This is a genomic window from Pseudonocardia kujensis (assembly GCF_021283305.1).
GTDB lineage: Bacteria > Actinomycetota > Actinomycetes > Mycobacteriales > Pseudonocardiaceae > Pseudonocardia > Pseudonocardia kujensis.
In genome coordinates this window covers 108343-130799 of the sequence record NZ_JAJSOK010000004.1, presented here as the reverse complement: position 1 = coordinate 130799, position 22457 = coordinate 108343, and the positions used below count along the sequence as shown (strand labels likewise).

Here is a 22457-nt window from a genome sequence, read left to right as displayed (position 1 = left end):
GGTGGACACCCGCGACCTGTGTACTCCTCGCGAGGGGAACGCGGAATCAGCCGGGCGTGGGAGGCTGGTCGACCAGCTGGGCCAGGTAGAGCTGCTCACCCAGGCGGTCCATCAGCTCGAGGTTCGTCTCGATGTAGTCGATGTGGTGCTCCTCGTCGGCGAGGATCTCCTCGAACAGGTTCGCCGTGGTGATGTCGCCCTTCGAGCGGCACATCGCGATGCCCGGCCGCAGCCGCTGCACGACCTCCAGCTCGATGGCGAGGTCGGACTGCAGCATCTCGCGGACGTTCGTACCGATCCGCAGCTGGAACAGCCGCTGGTAGTTGGGGAGGCCCTCGAGGAAGAGGATGCGGTCGGTGATCTTCTCCGCGTGCCGCATCTCGTCGATCGACTCGCTGCGGGTGTAGGCGGCCAGCTTGGTCAGGCCCCAGTTCTGCTGCATCTTCGCGTGCAGGAAGTACTGGTTGATCGCGGTGAGCTCGCTGGTGAGCTGCTCGTTGAGCAGGGAGATGATCTCCGGGTCCCCACGCATGGCACCGTCCTCCGTTCGCTGTGATGGGCGGCACGAACGGTAGTGGGCCCGGTTCGTCCCGATCCACGAAGGACGGGCTGTCCGATAGCTAGGCTTGCCTGCGGAAACGCCTCGATCGGGTGCGCCGGTCGGTCATGCCGAGAGCGGCAGGTCCGCCATCACCGACGGGGCGAGCTCGGCGGCCAGCAGGACGTCGACGGTGTCGAGGCAGCTCCCGCACCCCGTGCCGGCACCGCACGCGTCGCCGATCTCCTCCACCGTGCGGGCGCCCTCGCCGATGCAGTCGCGCAGCTCGACGTCCGTCACGGCGTGACAGATGCAGACGTACATGCAGGCCAGCCTTTCGTCAGGTAAGCCTATGCTCGCAAATGATCACGGCCGGTGACAAGCCCTGCACGGCGTTAGCCTGACGACGTGCCGCTCGACGAGTACCGCCGCAAGCGCGACCGTGGGCGCACGCCGGAGCCGGTCCCGGAGGCCGACCCGGCGGCCGCTGCTTCCTCCGCGGGGCCCGGCGACCGCTTCGTGATCCAGGAGCACCACGCCCGCGCGCTGCACTGGGACCTGCGCCTCGAACGCGACGGCGTACTGGCCTCGTGGGCGGTGCCGAAGGGCCTGCCGGTCGACACCGAGACCCTGCGGCTGGCCGTCCGCACCGAGGACCATCCCCTGGAGTACCTGGAGTTCTCCGGGGAGATCCCCCGCGGCGAGTACGGCGGCGGGACCATGACGATCTGGGACCACGGCCGCTACGAGACCGAGAAGTGGTCCGACCGCGAGGTCGCGTTCACGCTGCACGGCGAGCGCGCGCGGGGCAGGTACGTGCTGGTCAAGAGCAACCGCGACCGTCGGGACGGCTGGCTGCTCAAGCGTTCCGACCGCACCGACCGCAGCCCCCTCCCCCACGACACGGCCCCGATGCGCGGCGTGCCCGGCGAGCTGCCGGAGGACGCCGAGGGCTGGCTGCTGCAGGTCCGCTTCGGCGGGCGCCGGGTGATCGTCGAGATCGACGGTGGGCGGGCCCGGGTGACGGCCGGCGGCGAGGAGGTCCAGGCGAAGACGCTCGCCGAGCTCGGGCCGTCCGTGGGCGCGACGGCCCTCCTGCTCGACGCGGAACTCACCCGCGGCGGCGAGCTGTGGATCTCCGACCTGCTGTTCCTCGACGGCCGGGACACCTGCGGGCTGGGGTTCGCCGACCGGCACGCCCTGCTCGAGGAGCTGCCGCTGTCCGGCCCGCACTGGCGGCTCGCCCCCGTGTACCCGGCCGAGGGCGGCGCCGCGGTGCTCGACGCCGTCCGCGGGCAGGGGCTGCCGGGCGTCGTCGCGAAGCGGGCGGACTCGGCGTACCTGCCCGGGAGACGTTCCGAGACCTGGCGGGAGGTGGGCGAGATCGCCGAGCCCGAGAAGCCGCGACGGCGACGCACCGACGGGAAGGGCGGGGTGGGCCGCGCGAAGCTGACCAACCCCGACAAGGTCCTCTACCCGCTCACCGGCACCACGAAGGCCGACGTCCTGGCGCACTACCGTGCGGTCGCGCCGGTGATGCTGCCGCACCTCGAGGGCCGGCCGGTCACGCTCGTCCGCTGGCCCGACGGCGTCGAGAAGCCCTCGTTCTTCGAGAAGGACGTGTCGCGGCACGCGCCGGACTGGATCCGCACCGAGCGGGTCGGGACGCCGGGCGGACGCTCGGAGTCCGCCGACTTCCCCCTGCTCGAGAGCGAGGAGGGACTCGCGTGGGCGGTGAACCTGGCCGCCCTCGAACTGCACGTGCCGCAGTGGCGGGTGGGTCCGCGCGGCGGCCGGCAGACCCCGGACCTGGTCGTCTTCGACCTCGACCCCGGCGAGGGGACGACCGTCGTCGAGTGTTGCCGGGTCGCCCAGCAGATCGCCGAGGTGCTCGCCGAGGACGACCTCGAGTCCTACCCCCGGACGTCGGGCGGCAAGGGGCTGCAGCTCTACCTACCGGTCGCGGTCAGCCGGGCCGAGCAGACGATCGAGTTCGCGAAGGCGGTGGCCGAACGGCTGGCCGACGAGTCCCCGCGGACCGTCACCTCGGTGATGGCCAAGGCACGCCGGCGCGGCAAGGTCTTCGTGGACTGGAGCCAGAACAACACGGCCAAGACGACCATCGCCAGCTACTCGTTGCGCGGGCGCGCGCGCCCGACCGTCGCCACCCCGGTGACCTGGGAGGAGGTGCGCGGATGCCGCCGCCCGGACGACCTCGTCTTCACCCTCGACGACCTGCCCGCACGCCTGGACGAGCACGGTGACCTGCTCGAACCACTGCTGTTCACCGAGCGGCAACGCCTGCCCCGTCGCGGATGATCGCGCCCGGATGAGAGGGTGCCGGGCGTGACGGAGGCGGAGCGTGCGGAGCCGACCATGAGCGGGGACCGGCACCCGTACCTCGACGGGCCCTACCCGCGCCGGTACGCGCACCGCGGCTGGCACGTCGGCGAGCTCGCGGGCTGCGAGAACACCCTCGCCGGCTTCGAGCTCGCGGTGGCGAACGGCTTCTCCTACATCGAGATGGACGTGCACGCCTCCGCCGACGGCGTGCCGATGGTCCACCACGACCCGACCCTCGACCGCACCACCGACGGCAGCGGCCTGCTCTCCCGCCTGCCCGCCGCGGTGATCGAGGACGCCCGGGTGGCCGGGCGGGAGCCGGTGCCGCGGCTGGAGGCCGTCCTCTCCGCGCTGCCGGAGACCCGGTTCACGATCGAGCTGAAGTCCGACGCCGTCGTGCTGCCCACCCTGGCCGTGCTCGAGCGACTCGACGCCTGGGACCGGGTCTGTCTGGGCGCCTACCACGAGGGCCGGCTGCGGCGGGCCCGCGCGGCGGGTCCGCGGCTGTTCACCTCGATGGGCTTCGAGGCCGTGCTCGGGCTGCGCGCCCGCGCCTGGCTGGACGCCACCCCGTCGGCCCTGCCCTACCTGGAGCCGGTCCTGCCCAGGGTCCGCGGCCGGCTCGCCCAGATCCCGCGGCACTTCGGCCCCCTGACGGTCGTCGACGACGGCCTGCTCACCCGGGCCCACGACGCGGGCCTCGAGGTCCACGTGTGGACGGTGGACGAGCCCGCCGAGATGCGCGCGCTGCTCGCCATGGGGGTCGACGGACTGCTCTCCGACCGGCCGGACCTCCTCATCGCCCTGTGAACACGGCCGGCTCTAGGCTGCCGCGGTGAGCAGCGAGGCCGCCCCCGCGGACCGGACCGGAGCGGCGTCCGTCGCGCGGCGGCAGGTGCTGGCCTGGGCCTTCTGGGACTGGGGCTCGTCGGCCTACAACACCATCACGCTCACCTTCGTCTTCTCCGTCTACCTCACCGACACCGTCGGGCGGGACCTGCCGGGCACGGTCGACGCCAACAGCTGGCTCGGGTACGCGATCGGCGCCGCCGGGCTGGTGATCGCGCTGCTCGCGCCGGTGGTCGGGCAGAGCGCCGACCGGGCCGGGCGGCGGCTGCGGTCCACCGCGATCTGGACCGCCGCCACGGTCGCGTCGACGGCCCTGCTGTTCCTCGTCCGCGACGACTGGCACTACCTGTGGCTGGGGCTGCTGCTGCTCGCCCTGGGTTCGATCTTCTTCGAGCTCGCCTCGGTGTCCTACAACGCCGTCCTGCGGCAGATCTCGACGCCCGCGACGATCGGCCGCGTCTCCGGTTTCGGCTGGTCGATGGGCTACTTCGGCGGGATCGTGCTGCTCCTGGCGGTGTACGTGCTGTTCATCGCCGGCGAGGGCGGCGCACTCGGGGTGAGCACCGAGGCCGGGCTCAACGTCCGGGTGGTCGCGCTCGTCGCGGCCGCCTGGTTCGCACTGGCGGCGATCCCGCTGTTCCTCGCGGTGCCCGAGGCGCCACCGGCCGTCGACCGCCCGGCCCGGCTGGGCGTGCGGGCGAGCTACCGCAAGCTCGCCACCGACCTGCGGGAGCTCCATCGCACGAGCCCGCACACGGTCTACTTCCTCGGCGCGAGCGCCCTGTTCCGCGACGGGCTGGCCGCGGTGTTCACCTTCGGCGCCGTGATCGCGGTCAGCGTGTACGGGCTGAGCGCGGGCGACGTGCTGGTCTTCGGCGTGGCCGCGAACGTCGTGTCGGCCATCGGCGCCCTGACCGGCGGCTGGCTCGACGACCGGATCGGCCCCAAGGCGGTCATCGCCGGCTCGCTCGTCGGGCTGATCCTGTGCGGCGTCGTGCTGCTGTTCCTGTCCGGCCCCACCGCGTTCTGGGTGTTCGGGCTCGGGCTCTGCCTGTTCGTGGGACCGGCGCAGTCGTCGTCGCGCACCTACCTGGCCCGGCTCACGCCGCCCGGTCAGGAGGGGCAGATGTTCGGCCTCTACGCGACGACCGGGCGGGCGGTGTCCTTCCTCGCGCCCACGCTGGTGGGCTTCTTCACGTACGCGTCCGGCTCGGACCGCGCCGGCACGGTCGGGATCCTCGTGGTGCTCGCGGCGGGGCTGCTCGCGCTGTGGCCGGTCCGCCGGCCCGACACCGGGTCCGCGAAGCCGACCGGCTGATCACGGTTCCGCCGGTCGTCGCATTCCGACGGTTCGCGCTGCAACCACTCCGACCTGCACATATCCTGATGCATGAGGATCGCGGGTAACGGGAAGCCACCCCCGTGTAAACACTCGGATCCCGGTCGGTGAGGTAAGTCACAGACGGCTGACACGTCACATTCGCGTGTGGCAAAGCGCCCGATGGGCCACACTCTGACGTCGGGACAGGAGCGGGTTACCGACGGTCGCGAGGACGTCGGCGTGTCCGCGCAATGCCTCCCCCGGGAATGCACGGCTGTACTGCAGACGTTACACCGGGTGGCGACGATGTGACCGTCGAGGGGTGCCCCCCTCGGCAGAAGACGGGAGGATGACGCATGGCCGACCGCGTGCTCCGTGGCAGCCGGCTCGGGGCTGTCAGCTACGAGACCGACCGGAATCACGACCTGGCGCCGCGGCAGCTGGTCCGCTACGTCTCCCCCTCGGGCCATGAGTTCGAGGTGCCGTTCGCGAACGACGCCGAGGCGCCCGCGACCTGGGAGTCGCCGCAGGGCGGCGTCGGGCGTCGCGTCGACGGTGTCGAGGCGGAGCAGAAGAAGACCAAGCCGCCGCGCACCCACTGGGACATGCTGCTGGAGCGCCGCTCGATCCCGGAGTTGGAGGCGCTGCTCAACGAGCGCCTCGACCTGCTCCGCGAGCGTCGTCAGGAAATCGCCTAGCGATCGCCCGACCCACCCGAACGGGTCGGCGTCGCGACGGCGAACGCGCCGCAGCACGCACCACGAAGCCGGGCCACCTCCCGTGGGGCCCGGCTTCGTCGTGTGCGGACGGCGGCGATGATGACCGCATGTCCGCACGCACGATCAGGGACCTGGCCGACGCCCACGTCGCCGCGCACGCCGAGCTCGACCCGCTGCTCGCGACCTCGCTCGGCCTGCCCACCGGCCAGGACCGGCTCCCCGACCTCTCCCCCGCCGGCGACGAGGCCCTCGACGCCCTCGAGCGGGACACCCTCGTGCGCCTCGACGCCGCCGGCGAGCCGCAGAACGACACCGAGCGTCGATGCGCCCGGCTGCTCCGCGAGCGTCTCGCCGCCGCGCAGGCCACCCGCACCCTCGGCGAGCACCTCCGCAACGTCCAGATCCTCTTCGGTCCGGTCCAGGACCTGCGCACCACGCTCACGCTGATGCCCACCGGCACGGCCGAGGAGCGCGCGAACCTCGCCGCCCGACTCGCCGCCGTCCCCGCCGCGTTCGCCGGCTACGCGGAGAGCCTCCGAGCCGGCGCCGACCGCGGGCTGCTGGCGGCGCCCCGCCAGGTCGACGCCGTGGTCGAGCAGTTCGGCTCGTGGCTCGCGGCCGACTGGTTCGCCTCCTTCGCCGCCGACGCCGGGCTGCCCGCGGGCAGCGCGGACGCCCCGACCGCCGCCCTCGGCACGCTGCGAGAGTTCCTCGCGCGCGAGTACCGCCCGCGCGCCGAGGGCGTCCCGGACGCCGTGGGCGAGGAGCGGTACCGGGTGGCCGTCCGCCGCTGGACGGGAGCCGACCTCGATCCCCGCGAGGCCTACACCTGGGCGTGGTCGGAGTTCCACCGGATCCTCGACGAGCAGCGGGCCGAGGCGGCGCGGATCCTGCCCGGCGCCACCCCGCGCGAGGCGATGGCGCACCTCGAGACGCACGGCGAGGTCGTCGAGGGCGTCGACGCCGTTCGCGCCCGGCTGCAGGCGATCATGGACGACACGATCACCGCCCTGCAGGGCACCCACGTCGACCTCGCGCCCGAGCTGCTGCGCGTCGAGGCCATGATCGCGCCCGAGGGCAGCGCCGCCGCGCCGTACTACACGCAGCCCTCCCTGGACTTCGCCCGGCCCGGCCGGACCTGGCTGCCGACGCTGGGCCGCGACCGCTTCCCGATGTGGGACCTCGTGAGCACCTGGTACCACGAGGGCGTCCCGGGGCATCACCTGCAGCTCGGGCAGTGGGCGCTGTGCGCGGGTGAGCTCTCCACCTTCCAGGCCTCGGCCGGGATGATCAGCGGCAACCTCGAGGGCTGGGCGCTCTACGCCGAGCGGCTCATGGACGAGCTGGGTTTCCTCACCGACCCCGGCGAACGGCTCGGCTACCTCGACGCCCAGATGATGCGGGCGATCCGGGTGATCATCGACATCGGTATGCACCTGCAGCTGGAGGTCCCTGCCGACTCGCCGAGGCACGGCGGGCTGACCTGGACACCCGGGCTCGCCCGGGACTTCTTCGGCGCCTACTGCGGCCGCGACGCCGCCTTCCTGGACAGCGAGCTGTTGCGGTACCTGGGCGGGCCGGGGCAGGCGATCAGCTACAAGCTCGGCGAGCGCGCGTGGCTGGCCGGGCGGGACGCCGCGAAGCGGGCGCGGGGCGCGGAGTTCGACCTCAAGGCCTGGCACATGGCCGCGCTCTCGCAGGGCTCGCTGGGCCTCGACGACCTCGAGCAGGAGCTGGCCGCCCTGTAGACCGGGCCCTGGCGGTCGTGTTCTCCGACGTCGGGGCCGTCCTGGGAGCCGCTGCCACCCTGAGGCCCCTGCACCGGCCGCCCTGTGGGCGCGGCCGTCCGGACGGCCCCTCAGGCGTCGAGCACCGAGGTCTAGACGACCGGGGGCAGCGTCGACCAGGGGAAGTTGATCCAGAGCGGGGTGTGCCGCCAGACGTACTCGCAGCGCACCTCGCTCTGCGGCTTCTCGTACACGACCGCGCACCGGACGTCGGCCACGTGCTCGCCGCAGAAGTCCCGCACGAGCTTGAGGGTGGCCCCGGTGTCGGCCACGTCGTCGGCGACGAGGACCCTCGCCCCGGACAGGTCGACGATGTTCGGCACGGGTGGGAGCATGACCGGCAACGCGAGCCGCTCCCCCACCCCGGTGTAGAACTCCACGTTCATGACGTGCAGGTTCTTCACACCGAGCGCGTAGCCGAGGGCGCCGGCCACGAACAGCCCGCCGCGCGCGATCGAGAGGATGATGTCCGGGCGGTAGCCGCTGTCCGCGACCTGCTCGGCCAGCTCGCGCGAGGCCGCGCCGAACAGCTCCCAGGTCAGCGTCTCGCGCTCCGCACCGCTCATGGCCGTGAGCCTAACGAGGCGTGATCAGGCTCGGACGGACCCGTCTCCCGCGGCGGCGTCCCGCGTCCTCCGGGCGGGGCGCAGCCGGCGGAACCGGTGCTCGAAGCCCCATCGCGCGACGTTGACGAACGCCTCGAGCATCACCGCGGCGTCCATCTTCGACGAGCCGATCTGGCGCTCGGTGAACGTGATCGGCACCTCGGCCACGCGGAACCCGGCCTGCAACGCGCGCCACGCGAGGTCGATCTGGAAGCAGTAGCCCTGCGAGATCACCGAGTCGAGGTCGAGCTGCTCGAGCACCTGCCGGCGGTAGACCCGGTAGCCGGCGGTGATGTCGCGGACGTGGGCGCCCAGCGCGAGCCGCGCGTACAGGTTCGCGCCGCGGGAGAGCCACTCGCGGTGCGCCGGCCAGTTGACGACCTCGCCGCCGGGCACGTACCGGGAGCCGAGGACGAGGTCGGCGCCCGGTCCCTCCTCCAGCGCGGCCAGCAGGGCCGGCAGGTCCTCGGGGGCGTGGGAGCCGTCGGCGTCCATCTCGACGACGACCTGGTGCTCCCCGCTCAGTGCGTGCCGGAAACCGGCGAGGTAGGCGGCGCCGAGGCCGCTCTTGCCCTCCCGGTGCAGGACGCGCACGCGCGGGTCCGCGGCCGCCATCTCCTCGGCGAGCTCGCCCGTGCCGTCCGGGCTGGCGTCGTCGACGACCAGGATGTCCGCGGTGGGTACGGCCGCGTTGAGCCGCGCGACGACCCGGCCGAGGTTCTCCCGCTCCTCGTAGGTCGGGATGACCACCAGGACCGGTCCCGGGGGCTCAGCCATCGACGTCCTCTCCTGCCCGGGGGGCGTCCGCGGACCCCGTGCGGGACCCTGCCCCCTCCTGCGCGGCGGCCGCACCGCGGCGTGCCCGCCTTCCGGCCAGCAGCGCGGAGCCGATCGCCATGACTCCCGCTGCGGTCAGCACCCACTCCGGCACGGACCGCAGCCGAGTGGCCAGCGTAGTCGTGTCCTCCGGCGTCTCGACAGCGACCAGGGTTCCGGGCACGAACTGCCCGGTACTGCCGGTCACCGCGCCCTCGGGAGTGATCGTCGCGCTCACACCCGAGGTCGTGGCGACGACGACCGGCCGGTCGTGCTCGACGGCCCGCACCCGCGACATCGCCAGCTGCTGGAACGTCATCTCCGACAGTCCGAAGGTGGCGTTGTTGCTGGGGACGGCGAGCATCGTCGCACCCGCCGAGACGCTGTCGGCCACCAGGTCGTCGAACGCGACCTCCCAGCAGATCGCGATGCCGATGTCGGCGCCGCCGGCCTGCAGCACACCGGGCCCCGGGCCGGGCACGAAGTTGCCCGCGCGGTCGACGTAGCCGGAGAAGAGCCGGAAGAACGAGCGCCACGGCATGTACTCGCCGAAGGGCTGGATGCGCCGCTTGTCGTTGCGCGCGACCGGGCCCAGCACCGGGTCCCAGACCAGGATCGTGTTGCTGGCCGTGCGGTCGGCGTTCACCAGGACCGAGCCCACCAGGATCGGGGCCTTGATCGCGGCCGCGGCCCGGGAGATCACCGCGGCGGCGTCGGCGTTGCGGAACGGGTCGATGTCCGAGGAGTTCTCCGGCCAGATCACGACGTCCGGCTGCGGTTGCCGGCCCGCCGCCACGTCGGCCGCGAGCTGCTCGGTGACCCGGACGTGGTTGTCCAGGACGGCGCGGCGCTGGGCGTTGAAGTCCAGCCCCAGCCGCGGGACGTTGCCCTGGATCGCGGCGACGGTGAGCGGCTTCGCCGGGCCGTTCACCGTGGCCGGCACCAGGCTCGCGACCGGGCCGGCCACCAGGGCGACGACGAGCAGCACCGCCGGCACCACCGCCGCCCGGACCTCGCGCCGCGCGAGCCGCCGGCCCAGCTCGCCGAGCGCGAGGCCGGCCAGCACGGTGACGAACGACAGCAGGGGCACCCCGCCGACCGACGCGGTGTGCAGGAAGAGCCCCTCCGGCTGGCCGAAGCCGACGCGTCCCCAGGGCAGCCCGCCGAACGGGACCCGGCTGCGCAGCGCCTCGGCCGCGACCCACACGGCGGCACCCCACAGCGGCGCGGCGGGCAGCCGGGACGTCACCGCCGTCCCGGCGCCCGCGAGGCCGAACGCAACTGCCTCGAACACGCACAGGGCCAGCCAGGGCAGCGCCCCGACGAAGCTGCCGGTCCAGCTCAGCAGCGGGACCAGGAAACCGAGGCCGAAAAGGAAGCCCAGCAGGAACCCGCGACGGGCGCGGACGCCGCGCAGCACCACGCCGAGCACGGCGAACACCGGCGGGGCGAGCCACCACAGCTCGCGCGGCGGGAAGCTCAGGTACAGCACCACACCGGCGGCGATCGCCGGCACCGCCCGGGCCAGGAGCCGCAGCGAGCGGGTGGACCGCGGGACCCGGGGGGCGGACCCGGCCGGGGCGGGGTCGACGGTCGGTGCGGCCACGCGGAGAGCGTACGGCGCAGCCCCGGGCGGTCTGCTAGAGGAGGTCGAGGACGCCCGGCCGGGTCGCAGGGCCGGCCCGGCGGAACCACTCCCGGCCGTAGGCGGCGGCGAAGTCGTGCTCGGGGAGCTCGGCCGGGTCGACCTGGCTGGCGTGCGCCAGGATCGCGGCCCGCTTGACGGCGAGGTGCCGGGCGTCGCCCGCCACGGTCAGCGCGATCTCGGTGCGATCGCGGCCGAACGGCACGGCCGCGGCGCGGGCGGCGCCGTGCACGAGGTGCCCGTCCGGGCCGAGCCGGCCGAGCCCGTCCCGGTCGACGGTCGCGAGGTACGCGTCCGCGCCGGTCAGCTCGGCGGCGATGGTGCCGACCACGCCCGCCATCCGGTGGTCGGGGTGGCCGTAGACGCCCTGCTCGTCGTCGGCGAGCAGGGTGCCGGCGCCCTCGTCGTCGACGATCTCGGCGAGCCGGCTCGCCAGCGCGAGCGGCTCGGCGCCGGCGAGGGCGCGGGCGTGGGTGCTGTCGGGGCCGCCCGGCAGGCCGGAGTCGCGACGACCCAGCAGCACGAGGCGGGCGACGCCGAGCAGTTCGGCGGCGTGCTCCAGCTCGGCGATCCGGCGCTGCCGGACGGTCTCGCCCGGACGCAGCGGGAGCCGCGAGCCGCCCAGCTCACCACCGGTGGCCATGACGAGCACGACGCGGGCGCCGGCGTCGGCCAGGCGGCGCAAGGTGATGCCGGTGAAGATCGCCTCGTCGTCCGGGTGCGGGTGCAGGGCGACGACGGTGTGCCCGCGCAGGTCGGGCTCGGCGGGCGCCGGGGCTGCGGCGACGGCAGAGCCGGAAGGGACGACGGAGCCGGCGGGGACGACGGGGTTCAGGGCAGGGGCCGCGGGAGCGGTCATGGAGGTGATCGCAGTCTGTGTGGGCCGCGGGAGCGCGGCGGGCGGACTCTTCCGGGGGTGTCAGCGGCAACAGCGACAACACCCCGGACAGCAGCGACCCACGAGGGGGCGACGGCTGGTCCGGTCGATCACGCGGGACAGGATGCCAGAACGGCAGGGCGGGGCGGAAGCGGGGTTGCCCGACGTCACTCCTCGGGTTCGGTCCCGGTCCCGTGCAGGATCCGGCCCCCGCGCACGGTCCGCAGACACCGCGAGCCGTCCCAGAGCGCGTAGGACGCCGGGCCACCGGTCACGGGGACGGGGGTGCCGGAGCCGCCGGCGGCGTGCCGGCCACCCGCCGTGTGCGCGGCCAGCGCGGTCGCCTCGTCGACCGACGACGACGGGGTGCGGTGCGCCGTCGCGGCGCGGACCGCGGCCCACGGGTCGAGCGGCGTGACCGGGGAGTCGGAGCCGAAGGCGAGCACGACGCCGGCCTCGTCCAGTGCGCGGAAGGGGTTCATCCCGCGGGCCCGCTCCGCCCCGAGCCGGGCCGCGTACATGCCGTCGGGGCCGCCCCAGGCGGCGTCGAAGAGGGGCTGGACGCTCGCCACCACGCCCAGCGCGGCCAGCCGGGCCGCCTGGCCGGCGTCGACCATCTCGAGGTGCTCCAGGCGGTGCCGGGCCGCGCGGACCTCGGCCGGCGACGTGCCGCGGGCGGCCTCCTCCAGCGCCGCGACGGCCGCCTCGACGGCGGCCTCGCCGATCACGTGGAACCCTGCCTGGATCCCGGCCCGGGTGCAGGCGGTGAGGTGCGCGGCGAGCGTCCCGGGGTCGAGGTAGCGGTTGCCGGTGCAGCCCGGGGCGTCGAGGTAGGGGGTGTGCAGCGCGGCGGTGCGCGAGCCGAGCGAGCCGTCGACGAACAGGTCGCCGGCCAGGCCGTGCGCGCCCGTCTCCGCGCGGAGCGCCCGGGCGGCCTCCGGGGTGTCGACGGCCTCGCCCCAGTACCCCACGACCCGCACCCCGTGCCCGCTCCCGAGCAGGTCCGCGAGGTCGTCGCGGCCGGAGATCTCGGGACCGGCGCACTCGTGCACCTCGGCCACCCCGCGGGCGGCGGCGTGGTCGAGGAAGGCGGCCTGCGCCGACCGGCGCTGCGCGGGGTCCAGGGCGGCGAGCGCGGCCCGGCGGAGGTGGTGGTGCGCGTCGGCGCTCACCGGGCCGGTCGGGCTCCACCCCGAGGCCCCCACCGCTCCGGGTGCGCGGTCGACCAGGGCGGTGGACACCAGGGCCGAGTGGATGTCGATGCGGCTGAGGTAGACCGCCCGGCCGCCGGCGGCACGGTCCAGCTCGGCGCGCCAGGGCGGCGGGCCGGACCAGCGGTCCTCCTCCCAGCCGTGCCCCCACACGACGGCGGCGGGCGGGGCCGCACCCGCGGCCTCCGCCACCGCGGCCAGGACCTCCGCCGCGGTCGCGCAGCGGGTGAGGTCCAGGCCGTCGAGCAGCAGGCCGGAGGCGGTCGCGTGGACGTGCGCGTCGACGAAGGGCGAGGTCAGCAGGACCCCGTCGAGCTCGTCGACGCGCACCCCGTCCGGCGCCCTGCCGCGGGCCTCCTCGGCCGCGCCGGTCCAGGTGACCCGCCCGCCCTCGGTCTCGAGCGCGACGGGACCGGACCGGCCGGGCAGCCGGAGGCCGGTGAGCAGGGTGCGGGCCACGGTCGGGGTGTCTACCGCACCCCGGGCGGTGGATCGGCACGGGGTCGATCGGCACGGGGTCGATCAGCTCTGGCCGATCAGCTCTGGCCGATCAGTAGGGGGCCTTCGGCATCAGGATCCACAGCACGATGTAGATCACGAACTGCGGGCCCGGGAGCAGGCAGGACAGCAGGAAGATCAGCCGCACCACGAACGGGCTCAGGCCGAAGCGCTGCGCGAGGCCGGCGCAGACACCGGCGATCACGGCGCCGTTGCGCGGGCGGGTGAGGGTGGTTGCCATGGTTTCGTCGAGCTCCTCGTTCCGGTCGGCGGCGGTTCTCGCCGCCCTGCACCTCACGATGCCGCCTCCGCGGTGTGGGTGCCTCCGGACAACGCCCGGAGAAAGTCCGGGGTTCCCCCGAGGGGGCGACGGCGCAGACAGCACCGACGGCACCGACACTTCCGGCGCTCCGCGCGCAGTTGTCCACATCGGTGGCGCCGCCCCGGTCCGTGGCCGCGGTTGCGCGTGCCGGGCGGCCGAGTTGTCCACAGCGAATCGACGAGGGCCCCACCGGCCGGGTGCGCGCTCCTAGCGTCCGCCGTGTGCCGACCCGCCTGCTCCCCGTCCCGTGCCGCCGAGCCCTGCCGGTGCTCGCCCTGCTCCTGGCCTTCGCCGCGACCGGCGCGGGTACCCCGGCCCTGGCCGCCGGGGTGCCGCCCGATCCCCGGCCGACGGCCGTCGTCGCGCTCGGCGACAGCGCCGCGTCCGGCGAGGGCACCGGTGGCTACGAGGCCGGCACCCGCGGCGAGGGCGGGAACTGGTGCCACCGCTCCCCCGCCGCCTACGTGCACCGCAGCGCGCTGGCCGAGGTCGCCGTGGACCTCGCCTGTTCCGGCGCCGGCGCGGAGCACGTCGCTTTCGGCACGGCGGTGCACCACACCGAGGGCTCGCAGGCGCAGCGGCTGGTCGAGGTCGCGCGGCGGCACCGGGTCCTGGCGGTGACCCTGCAGGTGGGGGCGAACGACGAGCCGGACCTGTCCGGCGTCGCCGTCGCGTGCATCCGGGCCTTCCTCGACCTGCGCGAACCGGGCTGCCGGACGACGGTCGGGCCGGGCTGGGCCGACCGGCTCGCGGCGGTGGCGCCCCGGATCGAGGCGGCGGCCCGGGACGTCCGCGCCGCCATGTCCGAGGCGGGCTACCTCCCGGACGGGTACGCGTTCGTGCTGCTGTCGTACGCCGCCCCGGGCAGCGAGACCATGCCGGCCTGGCACGGTCTGCAGGGCTGCCCGTACTCCCGGCCGGACGCCGGGTGGGCGCGCACCGTCGCGTTCCCGCAGCTCGCCGCCACGATCGGGGCGGTCGCCGAGCGGGTGGGCGCGCGCTTCCTCGACCTCACCCGGCTCGCCGAGGGTCGCGAGGCGTGCACGGGTCCGCTGCGCGACGAGTGGCAGCGCCGGCTCACCGTCGACCCCCGGACGCTGGTGCAGGGCGCGCTCGACACCGCGGGCCGGCACCTGTTCCAGGAGTCGTTCCACCCGACCGCGGCGGCGCACACCGCGATCGCCGGGTGCCTGCGCGAGTTCGTCGGCGGCACCGCGGCGCGCGCGGCGTGCGTTCCCGGCCGGGACGGCACCGCGCACCCGGAGGGGGCGGCGTGATCAGGGCCCGGTCAGAGGACGACCAGGTCCCGGGGCCCGTTGTTGAGCCGCTCGACGCCCGTCTCGGTCACGACCACGATGTCCTCGATACGGGCGCCCCACGCGCCGTCGAGGTAGATGCCGGGCTCCACGCTGAAGGCCATACCCGGCTCGAGGGTCAGCGCGTTGCCGCCCACGATGTAGGGCTCCTCGTGCACGTCCAGCCCGATGCCGTGTCCGGTGCGGTGGAGGAAGCGCGGTCCGAGGCCGGCCCGGGTGATCGGGCCGCGCGCCGCCTCGTCGACCGACTCCGCCGTGACCCCCGGGCGCACGGCCTGGACCGAGCGCTCCTGCGCCTCCTGCAGCACCGCGTAGGTCTCACGGACCTGCGCCGAGGGCTCCGCCCCCACCGCGTACGTGCGCGTGCAGTCGGAGTTGTAGCCGCTGGCGAGCGGGCCGCCGATGTCGACGACCACGACGTCGCCCGGCTCGATGACCCGGCCGGACACGTCGTGGTGCGGGCTCGCGCCGTTCGGCCCGGAGCCGACGATCACGAACGCGGCCTCGGTGTGCCCCTCCGCCACGATCGCGGCCGCGATGTCCGCACCGACCTGCGCCTCGGTGCGGCCGGGCTTGAGGATCTCGCCCATCCGCGCGTGCACGCGGTCGATCGCGGCACCCGCCTCGCGCAGCTGGGCCACCTCCGCGGCGTCCTTGCGCATCCGCAGCTCGCGCAGGACCGGCCCGGCGAGGGACTGCCGCACGTCGGGGAAGGCGTCCCGCAGGCCGAACACGTGCCGCGCCGGCATCCCGTCCGCCACCGCCATCCGGGTCGGGCCGCCCGCCAGGTCGGAGACGAGCAGGTAGGGGTCCTCGCCGTCCGTCCAGGTCAGGACCTCCACGCCGAGCGCCTCCAGCGTGGCGACGTCGAACCCGGGGGCCTCCAGCCGCGGCACGACCAGGGCGGGCGGCGCCCGGTGACCGGCGGCCGGGAGCACGAGGCAGGTGAGCCGCTCGTGGGACTCGCCGGCGTGGTCGACCAGGTAGCGCAGGTCGGTGCCGGGGGTGATGAGGAGGACGTCGGCGCCCTGCTCGGCGGCGACCTCGCCGGCCCGGCGCAACCGGTCGGCGAGCAGCTCGGTGGGGACGGCGTGGCTCATGCGGCGAGCTTAGGGCGCTCACGCTGCGCGTCGCCCCCGCCTGGCATGCTGGCTCACCGTGACGGCACCCCACCCGGCCCCGCAGGCCCCCGCCGGCTCGCTGATGCTGCTCGACGCCGCGAGCATGTACTTCCGCGCCTTCTACGGCGTGCCCGAGTCGATCACCGCGCCCGACGGGACACCGGTCAACGCCGTCCGTGGGTTCACCGACATGATCGCCCGGCTCGTCGCCGAGCACCGCCCGGCCCGGCTCGTGGCGTGCCTGGACCTCGACTGGCGGCCGGCGTTCCGCGTGGAGGCCCTGCCCTCCTACAAGGCGCACCGCATCGAGGGCTCCCTGCCCGGCAGCGGGCCGGACACCGCGCCCGCGGGGATCCCCGAGGAGGTGCCGGACACCCTCGCGCCGCAGGTGCCGATCATCCTCGACGTCCTGGCCGCGGCGGGCATCGCGACCGGCGGAGCCGAGGGCCACGAGGCCGACGACGTGATCGGCACGCTGGCGCACCGTGAGTCCACGGACCCGGTGGTCGGGGTCAGCGGGGACCGGGACCTCATGCAGATCGTCCGCGAGGAGCCCACGCCCGTGCGGCTGCTGTACGTGGGTCGCGGTCTGGCCAAGGCCGAGCTCCTGGGTCCGGCGGAGGTCGCCGTGAAGTACGGCGTGCCGCGGGACCGGGCCGGCGAGGCCTACGCCGAGATGGCGATGCTGCGTGGCGACCCCTCCGACGGGCTGCCGGGCGTGCCCGGGGTCGGGGCGAAGACGGCCGCCACGCTGGTCGGGCGGTTCGGCTCGTGGGCCGAACTGGTCGCGGCCGTGGCGGACCCCGGCGACAGCCGGCTCGCCGCGAGCGTGCGGAGCAAGCTCGCCAAGGCCACGGACTACCTGGCCGTCGTCGAGCCCGTGGTCCGGGTGGTGCAGGACGCGCCGGTGGAGCTCTCGCGCTCCGACGTCCTGCCCGACTCCCCCGCCGACGCCGGTGCCCTCGCCGCGCTGGCCGAGCGCTGGGGTCTGGGCGGGTCCGTCGACCGCTTGGTGGCGGCGCTCAAGGGCTGAGGCCCGGCCCGCCGGGCACCGCTCGACGACCGGTGCCCTCGGTGCGGCCGTCGGCACTGCGGTCGGCACGGCGGTCGGCGCCGCGGTCGGTACGGCGGTCGGCGCCGTGGCCGGCCCTGCCGGGGTGGTCAGAAGAAGGTCCCGCACCACGGCACGCTGCCCGGCCCGGGCGCCGCGAAGAGCCGGTCGGCGCGGCCGACGGCGGCCCCGTCGTGCGCGGTCCACCAGCCGCTCGCGACCAGCTCGGACGGGCGCCGGTCGCCGAGGTAGGCCATCGCGAGGCCCGCGACGTCGCACTCCAGGTCGGCGGGGCCGTCCCCGGCCGGCGCGGGATCGGCGGGGTCCGCGCCGTTCGAGCCGGACGCGCGGCCGCCGACCAGGTGTACGCCGTCGTTCGCCGGGAAGAGGGCGTCGTGCACGCGGAGGCGGAGCGGCTCACCCGCCGTCTCGCCCCAGCTGCGGGCGGCGAGCGCGGCCGGCACGTCGAGCAGCCGCAGCCATGTCTCGTCGCCGACGCCGGTGGTGCGGCAGGCCCGCGGGTCCTCGAGGAACAGGTCCAGTGGCTCGTCCAGGGGGCGCAGGTGCGCCGAGACGGCCCGGAGGAGGTCGATGCCCAGCAGGAAGCGCCAGAGCCCCGCGGTGGCCTGCGGGGTCGCGGCGTGCAGGTCGGCCAGCTCGAGGACGTTCTCGCCGAAGTCCGTGCCGTCCTGGCGCACGGTCCAGGTGGCGAAGCCGTCGTCGCCACCGGAGCCGGTGTGCACCGCGATCCCCCGGGCCTGGTCGTCACTGCGCCGGGAACGCAGGACGTGCGCCCACCAGCCCTCGTCGCGCACGATCGGCCCGGCGCGTGCCGTGTCGGCCAGGATGCGGGCGTAGAGCGGTGGCAGGATCCCGGCGGCCTCTTCGGGGTGGAGCAACCGGACCTCGCCGCCCGAGGGGGCGCCGACGCGGAAGCGCGCCCCGGCCGTCACCCGCAGGTTCCGGCCGCGGCTCGCCACGCCGTAGCCGAAGCGGCCGTAGATGCGCGCCTCGCTGGCCCGCAGGGTCGCGGCGACCTCACCCCGGTCGGCCGCGTCGGACAGCTGCTCGCGCATGAGCGCGGTGAGCAGGCCGCGGCGCGTCCGGTCGGCCCGGACGCCGACGCGGGTGACGGCCGCCATCGGCACCCGCGCCCCGCCGGGCACGGTGAGCGCGGACCCGAAGCTCATCGCGGTCCCGGCGAGCGTGCCCGCGGGCAGGTCCACGCCGAACGTGCGGCCCGGGGCGTAGGACAGCCGGGTGCGGGCCCAGTGCTCGTCGTCGACGGGGCCACCGGCGTGGAGGGCGGCACCGAAGAGGGCGTGCGCCGAGCGGAACTCGCCGGGCTCCAGCACCCGCACCTCCGCGCCGGCCGGGGTTGCGGGCGGGCGCGGGCTGTCGGTCCCGGGCTCGCGGGGATCGGTACCGGTCGTGCTCACGATCGCCGATCCTCGGCCCCGGACCGCCTCCTGTCACCCGAAATCGGGAGCGGCCGAGGTCCGGCCGCCGTCCGCGGCCGCGGGTCAGACGCGGGTCAGACGCGGGCGACCTGGTAGGTGCCCTGGTCGTCGAGGACCGTGACCGGGACCTCGACGTTCTCGCCGTCGACGTTCGCGGTGCAGCTGAAGGTCGAGCCGGCCTCGACCTTCTGGCCCTCGGGGCAGCTCACGCCCGTGGCGCCGAGGCCGTAGTCCTGGGTGAGGATCCGGGTGACCCCGGCCTGGAGGGCCTGCTGATCGAACTCCTCGGTGACGAGGAAGCCCGGCTTCCAGAACGCGGTCACGGCCAGGACGGCCAGCACGACCGCCAGCAGCGCCGCGCCGGCGATCAGCGTCCGGCCGCCGCCCGACCGCCCGCGGCGGCGTGCGGCGCGGCCCTCCCCGCCGGGCAGGGTCGAGGTCGCCGAGGCCGCGCCCGGGATGCCGGCGCCCGCGGGGTCCCAGCCGCCGTGCTCGGCGGTGCGGTCGCCCGCCGGGTCCCAGCCGCCGTGCGCGGCGGCGCGGTCGGCCTCCGGGCTCCAGGACGTGTCCTGTGTGGTCGCGGCCGGATCCCACGCCGCGGTTCCGGCCGGGTCCCGGTCCGGCCCCTCGCCCTGGCCGGCGGAGCTCCAACCGGAGGCGGGCGCGACGGCCGGGGAGCCGTAGGCCGGGGTGGGCGGGTCGGCCTCGGCGCCCCGGGTGAAGTCCCACCCGGACCGCCCGGTGTGCGGCACGGTGCTCGACGCGGCGTCGTCCGTCCCGGCACCTGCACCGTCGCCGTTCCCGACCGCGGCCGTGTCGGCGCCGGTGGCGCCGTACCGGTCGGCGCGGTCCGCCTCGGCGGACGGGTCCGGCCCGGTCGCGTCGCCCTCGCCGCCGGCGGCCCGGTGGCCCCGGTCCGTGTCGCCGTGCGGGTCCCGTGGGGTGCTCATCGCCGACCTTCCGTCCGTTCTGCGTTCCGTGCCCTGGTGCGTGTTCGTGTCGCCGGGCGCCGGGCAGGCCCGGCAGAGGCCCGCCAGGGCAACGATCCAAGCACACCGCGACGCGCCGTCGCGGCCGGTCACCGCTCGCGTCCGGCGCTCGACCGCGGGTGCGCTCGCTGCGACCGCGGCTGGACGTCGAGTCCCGCCGGTCAGCCCACTCCCGCCGCCACGACCCCTCGGCGGACCTCGCGGGCCGCCCGGCGCGCGGTGCGCCCGACGCCTTCGGTCTTCCCGGCGACCGAGGCGATCTGCTCGAGCAGGTCGAGCACCTGCCGGGCCCACCGGACGAAGTCGCCCGCGGACAGCTCCTGCCCGTTGCGCTCGGCGGCCTCGAGGACCTGGGCGAGCGACTCGCCGCGGGCCCACCGGTGCATCGGCCAGGCGAAGCCGAGGTCCGGCTCACGGGTGCGGTCGATCTTGTGCCGGCGCTCGTCCTGCTCCAGCTCCGCCCAGATCCGCACCGTGTCGGCGAGGGCCTCGGTGACCGCGCCCTGCGGGACCCGCGGCACCGGGGCGTTGTCCCGGCGCGACTCGTAGACCAGCGCGGACACCACCGCGGCGAGCTCGGCGGGCTCCAGGCCCGCCCACACCTCGTGACGGAGGCACTCGGCGGCGAGCAGGTCCGACTCGCCCCAGAGCCGCGACAGCCGGTGCCCGTGGTCCGTGACCGTCTCGCCGTCGAGGTAGCCGCGCTCGGTGAGCAGCGCGCGGATCCGGTCGAAGCCGCGGGCGAGCGAGTGCGTGGTGGCCCGGACCTTCTGCCGCAGCTGCTCGGTCTCGCGCTCCAGCCGCGCGTACCGCTCGCCCCAGCGGGCGTGGGCCTCGCGGTCGTCGCAGCCGTGGCACGGGTGGGACCGCAGCGCGCGGCGCAGGGTCGCGAGCTCCGGATCGTCCGCGGCGCCGCCACCGCGCCGCTTCCGCTGCGGGGTGGGCGGCACGATGCCGGTGTTGCGCAGCGACGAGGCCAGGTCGCGCCGGACCCGCGGAGAGCGGTGGTCGACGCGCTTCGGCAGCCGCATCCGGCCGAGCGTGCTCACCGCGACGGGGAAGTCGGCGGCGGAGAGGCGGCCCGCCCAGCGGTCCTCGGTGAGCACCAGCGGCCGCGGGTCCTCGTGGTCGCCCGGCGGGTCGAGGACGACCGCGAGCCCGGCCCGGCGCCCGCCCGGCACCGCGATGACGTCGCCCGGCCGGAGCGTGAGCAGCGACTCCGTCACCTCCTGGCGCCGCTCGGCGGAGCCCTGCCGGCGCAGTGCCTTCTCCCGGTCGGACACCTGGCGGCGCAGCCGGGCGTACTCGGCGAAGTCGCCGAGGTGGCACTGCATGGACTCGGCGTAGCCGCGCAGCGCCTCGGTGTTCCGCTCGATCCGCCGCGCCAGCCCGACGACCGACCGGTCCGCCTGGAACTGCCCGAACGACTGCTCCAGCAGCTCGCGGCCCTGCTCGATGCCGAGCCGCTCGACCAGGTTGATCGTCATGTTGTAGTCCGCGCGGAAGGAGCTGCGCAGCGGGTAGGTGCGGGTGGAGGCGAGCCCGGCGACGTGCTCCGGGTCCACCCCCGGCTGCCAGATGACGACGGCGTGCCCCTCGACGTCGATCCCCCGCCGCCCGGCACGCCCGGTGAGCTGGGTGTACTCGCCCGGGGTGAGGTCGACGTGGGCCTCGCCGTTGTACTTGACCAGCCGCTCGAGGACGACGGTGCGCGCCGGCATGTTGATCCCGAGCGCCAGGGTCTCGGTCGCGAACACACAGCGCACGAGGCCCTCGACGAACAGCTCCTCGACCGTCTCCTTGAACGCCGGCAGCATGCCCGCGTGGTGCGCCGCGATCCCCCGTTCGAGCGCCTCGCGCCACTCCCAGTAGCCCAGCACAGCGAGGTCGGCCTGCGGCAGGTCGCCGGTGTGCTTCTCGATGATCCGCCGGATCTCGGTGACCTCGACCTCGGTGGTGAGCCGCAGCCCGGCCCGGACGCACTGCCCCACCGCGGCGTCGCAGCCCGCGCGGCTGAACACGAAGGTGATCGCCGGCAGCAGGGCCGCCCGGTCGAGCCGGTCGATGACCGTGACCCGCGAGGTCGGCCGGATCCCGCCACGGGAGCGCGGTGGACCGCTCCGGCCCGGGCCCGACGAGCGGCCGCGGCGGCCGTCGGTCACCCAGGTCGCCATGTTGTCCTGGCGGGTGAGCTCGCGGGTCTGCCGCAGCAGCTCGGGATCGACGGCGAGCTCGCCGGCCCGCTCGGCGAACAGGTCGTAGAGCCGGTTGCCGACCATCATGTGCTGCCACAGCGGCACCGGCCGCACCTCGTCGACGACCACGGCCGTGTCGCCGCGCACGGCGACCAGCCAGTCCCCGAACTCCTCGGCGTTGCTGACCGTGGCGGACAGGCTGACGAGCGCGACGTGCTCGGGAAGCTGGAGGATGACCTCCTCCCACACCGCGCCGCGGAACCGGTCGGCGAGGTAGTGCACCTCGTCCATGACGACGAACCCGAGCTGGTCGAGCGACCGCGAGCCCGCGTAGATCATGTTGCGCAGGACCTCGGTGGTCATCACGACCACCTGCGCGTCCCCGTTCACGCTGGTGTCGCCGGTGAGCAGGCCGACGGCCGCGGCCCCGTGCCGCTCGACCAGGTCGGCGTACTTCTGGTTCGACAGCGCCTTGATCGGCGTGGTGTAGAAGCACTTGAGGCCCTGCGCCAGGGCCAGGTGCACGGCGAACTCGCCGACGACGGTCTTGCCCGCGCCGGTCGGCGCGCAGACGAGCACGCCGTGCCCGTCCTCGAGCGCCTCGCACGCCTCCCGCTGGAACCCGTCGAGATCGAAGGGGAGGGACCCGGCGAACTCGCTCAGCCGCGGATGCGCGGCGCGGGCCCGGGCCGCGGCGTACGCCTCGGCCGGGGCCGGTGTGCTGCTGGCCACCCGCCCAGGCTGTCACACCACACCGACACTCCGCCGTCGGACGGGTCCGTTACCCCGCTCAC

Annotated in this window: 19 protein-coding genes; 7 read left to right on the top strand and 12 right to left on the bottom strand. The window is 75.2% G+C overall.

What is annotated here, in order from left to right; all coding sequences use genetic code 11:
- Nucleotides 1-46: 46 nt before the first annotated feature.
- Entirely contained in the window at nt 47-532 is a 486-nt protein-coding gene (bfr, locus tag LWC35_RS04775) for a bacterioferritin (protein ID WP_037038919.1), read from the bottom strand.
- A gap of 132 nt (nt 533-664) precedes the next feature.
- A complete protein-coding gene (locus tag LWC35_RS04770; RefSeq protein ID WP_232868644.1) occupies nt 665-862 on the bottom strand; it encodes a (2Fe-2S)-binding protein in 198 nt (65 codons plus the stop codon).
- 84 nt (nt 863-946) lie between these two features.
- On the opposite strand from LWC35_RS04770, the gene ligD reads away from it, so the two are divergent.
- The 5 genes from ligD to LWC35_RS04740 all read left to right on the top strand — a co-directional run bounded on the left by ligD (nt 947) and on the right by LWC35_RS04740 (nt 7518).
- Entirely contained in the window at nt 947-2857 is a 1911-nt protein-coding gene (ligD, locus tag LWC35_RS40120) for a non-homologous end-joining DNA ligase (protein WP_308194463.1), read from the top strand.
- Between the two features lie 57 nt (nt 2858-2914).
- Complete coding sequence (locus LWC35_RS04755) at nt 2915-3691, top strand: glycerophosphodiester phosphodiesterase family protein (RefSeq protein WP_232868643.1); 777 nt, start codon at nt 2915-2917, stop codon at nt 3689-3691.
- Between the two features lie 25 nt (nt 3692-3716).
- Nucleotides 3717-5048, top strand: coding sequence for an MFS transporter (locus tag LWC35_RS04750; protein ID WP_232868642.1), 1332 nt, complete (start codon nt 3717-3719; stop codon nt 5046-5048).
- A 359-nt stretch (nt 5049-5407) separates the two neighbouring features.
- Complete coding sequence (locus tag LWC35_RS04745) at nt 5408-5749, top strand: RNA polymerase-binding protein RbpA (RefSeq protein ID WP_232868641.1); 342 nt, start codon at nt 5408-5410, stop codon at nt 5747-5749.
- A 128-nt stretch (nt 5750-5877) separates the two neighbouring features.
- Entirely contained in the window at nt 5878-7518 is a 1641-nt protein-coding gene (locus tag LWC35_RS04740) for a DUF885 domain-containing protein (RefSeq protein ID WP_232868640.1), read from the top strand.
- A 131-nt stretch (nt 7519-7649) separates the two neighbouring features.
- On the opposite strand, the gene LWC35_RS04735 is transcribed toward LWC35_RS04740, so the two are convergent.
- From LWC35_RS04735 to LWC35_RS04710, 6 genes are all read right to left on the bottom strand, one after another.
- Entirely contained in the window at nt 7650-8123 is a 474-nt protein-coding gene (locus LWC35_RS04735) for a phosphoribosyltransferase (RefSeq protein WP_232868639.1), read from the bottom strand.
- Nucleotides 8124-8147: 24 nt separating this feature from the next.
- Nucleotides 8148-8939, bottom strand: coding sequence for a polyprenol monophosphomannose synthase (locus LWC35_RS04730; RefSeq protein ID WP_232868638.1), 792 nt, complete (start codon nt 8937-8939; stop codon nt 8148-8150).
- Nucleotides 8932-10584, bottom strand: coding sequence for an apolipoprotein N-acyltransferase (gene lnt, locus LWC35_RS04725; protein ID WP_232868637.1), 1653 nt, complete (start codon nt 10582-10584; stop codon nt 8932-8934). Before lnt ends, LWC35_RS04730 begins: the two co-directional genes overlap by 8 nt.
- Before the next feature lie 34 nt (nt 10585-10618).
- Nucleotides 10619-11482, bottom strand: a complete 864-nt coding sequence (locus LWC35_RS04720; RefSeq protein WP_232868636.1) for a PIG-L deacetylase family protein — start codon at nt 11480-11482, stop codon at nt 10619-10621.
- A gap of 185 nt (nt 11483-11667) precedes the next feature.
- Complete coding sequence (locus LWC35_RS04715; protein ID WP_232868635.1) at nt 11668-13170, bottom strand: amidohydrolase; 1503 nt, start codon at nt 13168-13170, stop codon at nt 11668-11670.
- A 91-nt stretch (nt 13171-13261) separates the two neighbouring features.
- Complete coding sequence (locus LWC35_RS04710; RefSeq protein ID WP_232868634.1) at nt 13262-13450, bottom strand: PspC domain-containing protein; 189 nt, start codon at nt 13448-13450, stop codon at nt 13262-13264.
- A gap of 302 nt (nt 13451-13752) precedes the next feature.
- Between LWC35_RS04710 and LWC35_RS04705 the strand changes: the two genes are divergently transcribed.
- On the top strand, nt 13753-14808 hold the full coding sequence (locus LWC35_RS04705) for a GDSL-type esterase/lipase family protein (protein WP_232868633.1): 1056 nt from the start codon (nt 13753-13755) through the stop codon (nt 14806-14808).
- Between the two features lie 11 nt (nt 14809-14819).
- Here the strand turns inward: LWC35_RS04705 and LWC35_RS04700 are convergent, their stop codons facing one another.
- The gene (locus LWC35_RS04700; protein ID WP_232868632.1) at nt 14820-15947 is read right to left on the bottom strand and encodes a M24 family metallopeptidase; all 1128 of its coding nucleotides are present in this window, start codon (nt 15945-15947) and stop codon (nt 14820-14822) included.
- Nucleotides 15948-16050: 103 nt separating this feature from the next.
- On the opposite strand from LWC35_RS04700, the gene LWC35_RS04695 reads away from it, so the two are divergent.
- Complete coding sequence (locus LWC35_RS04695) at nt 16051-17001, top strand: 5'-3' exonuclease (protein WP_232868742.1); 951 nt, start codon at nt 16051-16053, stop codon at nt 16999-17001.
- Between the two features lie 128 nt (nt 17002-17129).
- Here the strand turns inward: LWC35_RS04695 and LWC35_RS04690 are convergent, their stop codons facing one another.
- From LWC35_RS04690 to LWC35_RS04680, 3 genes are all read right to left on the bottom strand, one after another.
- A complete protein-coding gene (locus LWC35_RS04690; RefSeq protein WP_232868631.1) occupies nt 17130-18458 on the bottom strand; it encodes a GNAT family N-acetyltransferase in 1329 nt (442 codons plus the stop codon).
- Between the two features lie 95 nt (nt 18459-18553).
- Nucleotides 18554-19429 (bottom strand): DUF4333 domain-containing protein, encoded by an 876-nt coding sequence (locus LWC35_RS04685; RefSeq protein ID WP_232868630.1) that lies wholly within the window; start codon nt 19427-19429, stop codon nt 18554-18556.
- A gap of 200 nt (nt 19430-19629) precedes the next feature.
- A complete protein-coding gene (locus LWC35_RS04680; protein WP_232868629.1) occupies nt 19630-22395 on the bottom strand; it encodes a DEAD/DEAH box helicase in 2766 nt (921 codons plus the stop codon).
- Between the last annotated feature and the right edge of the window lie 62 nt (nt 22396-22457).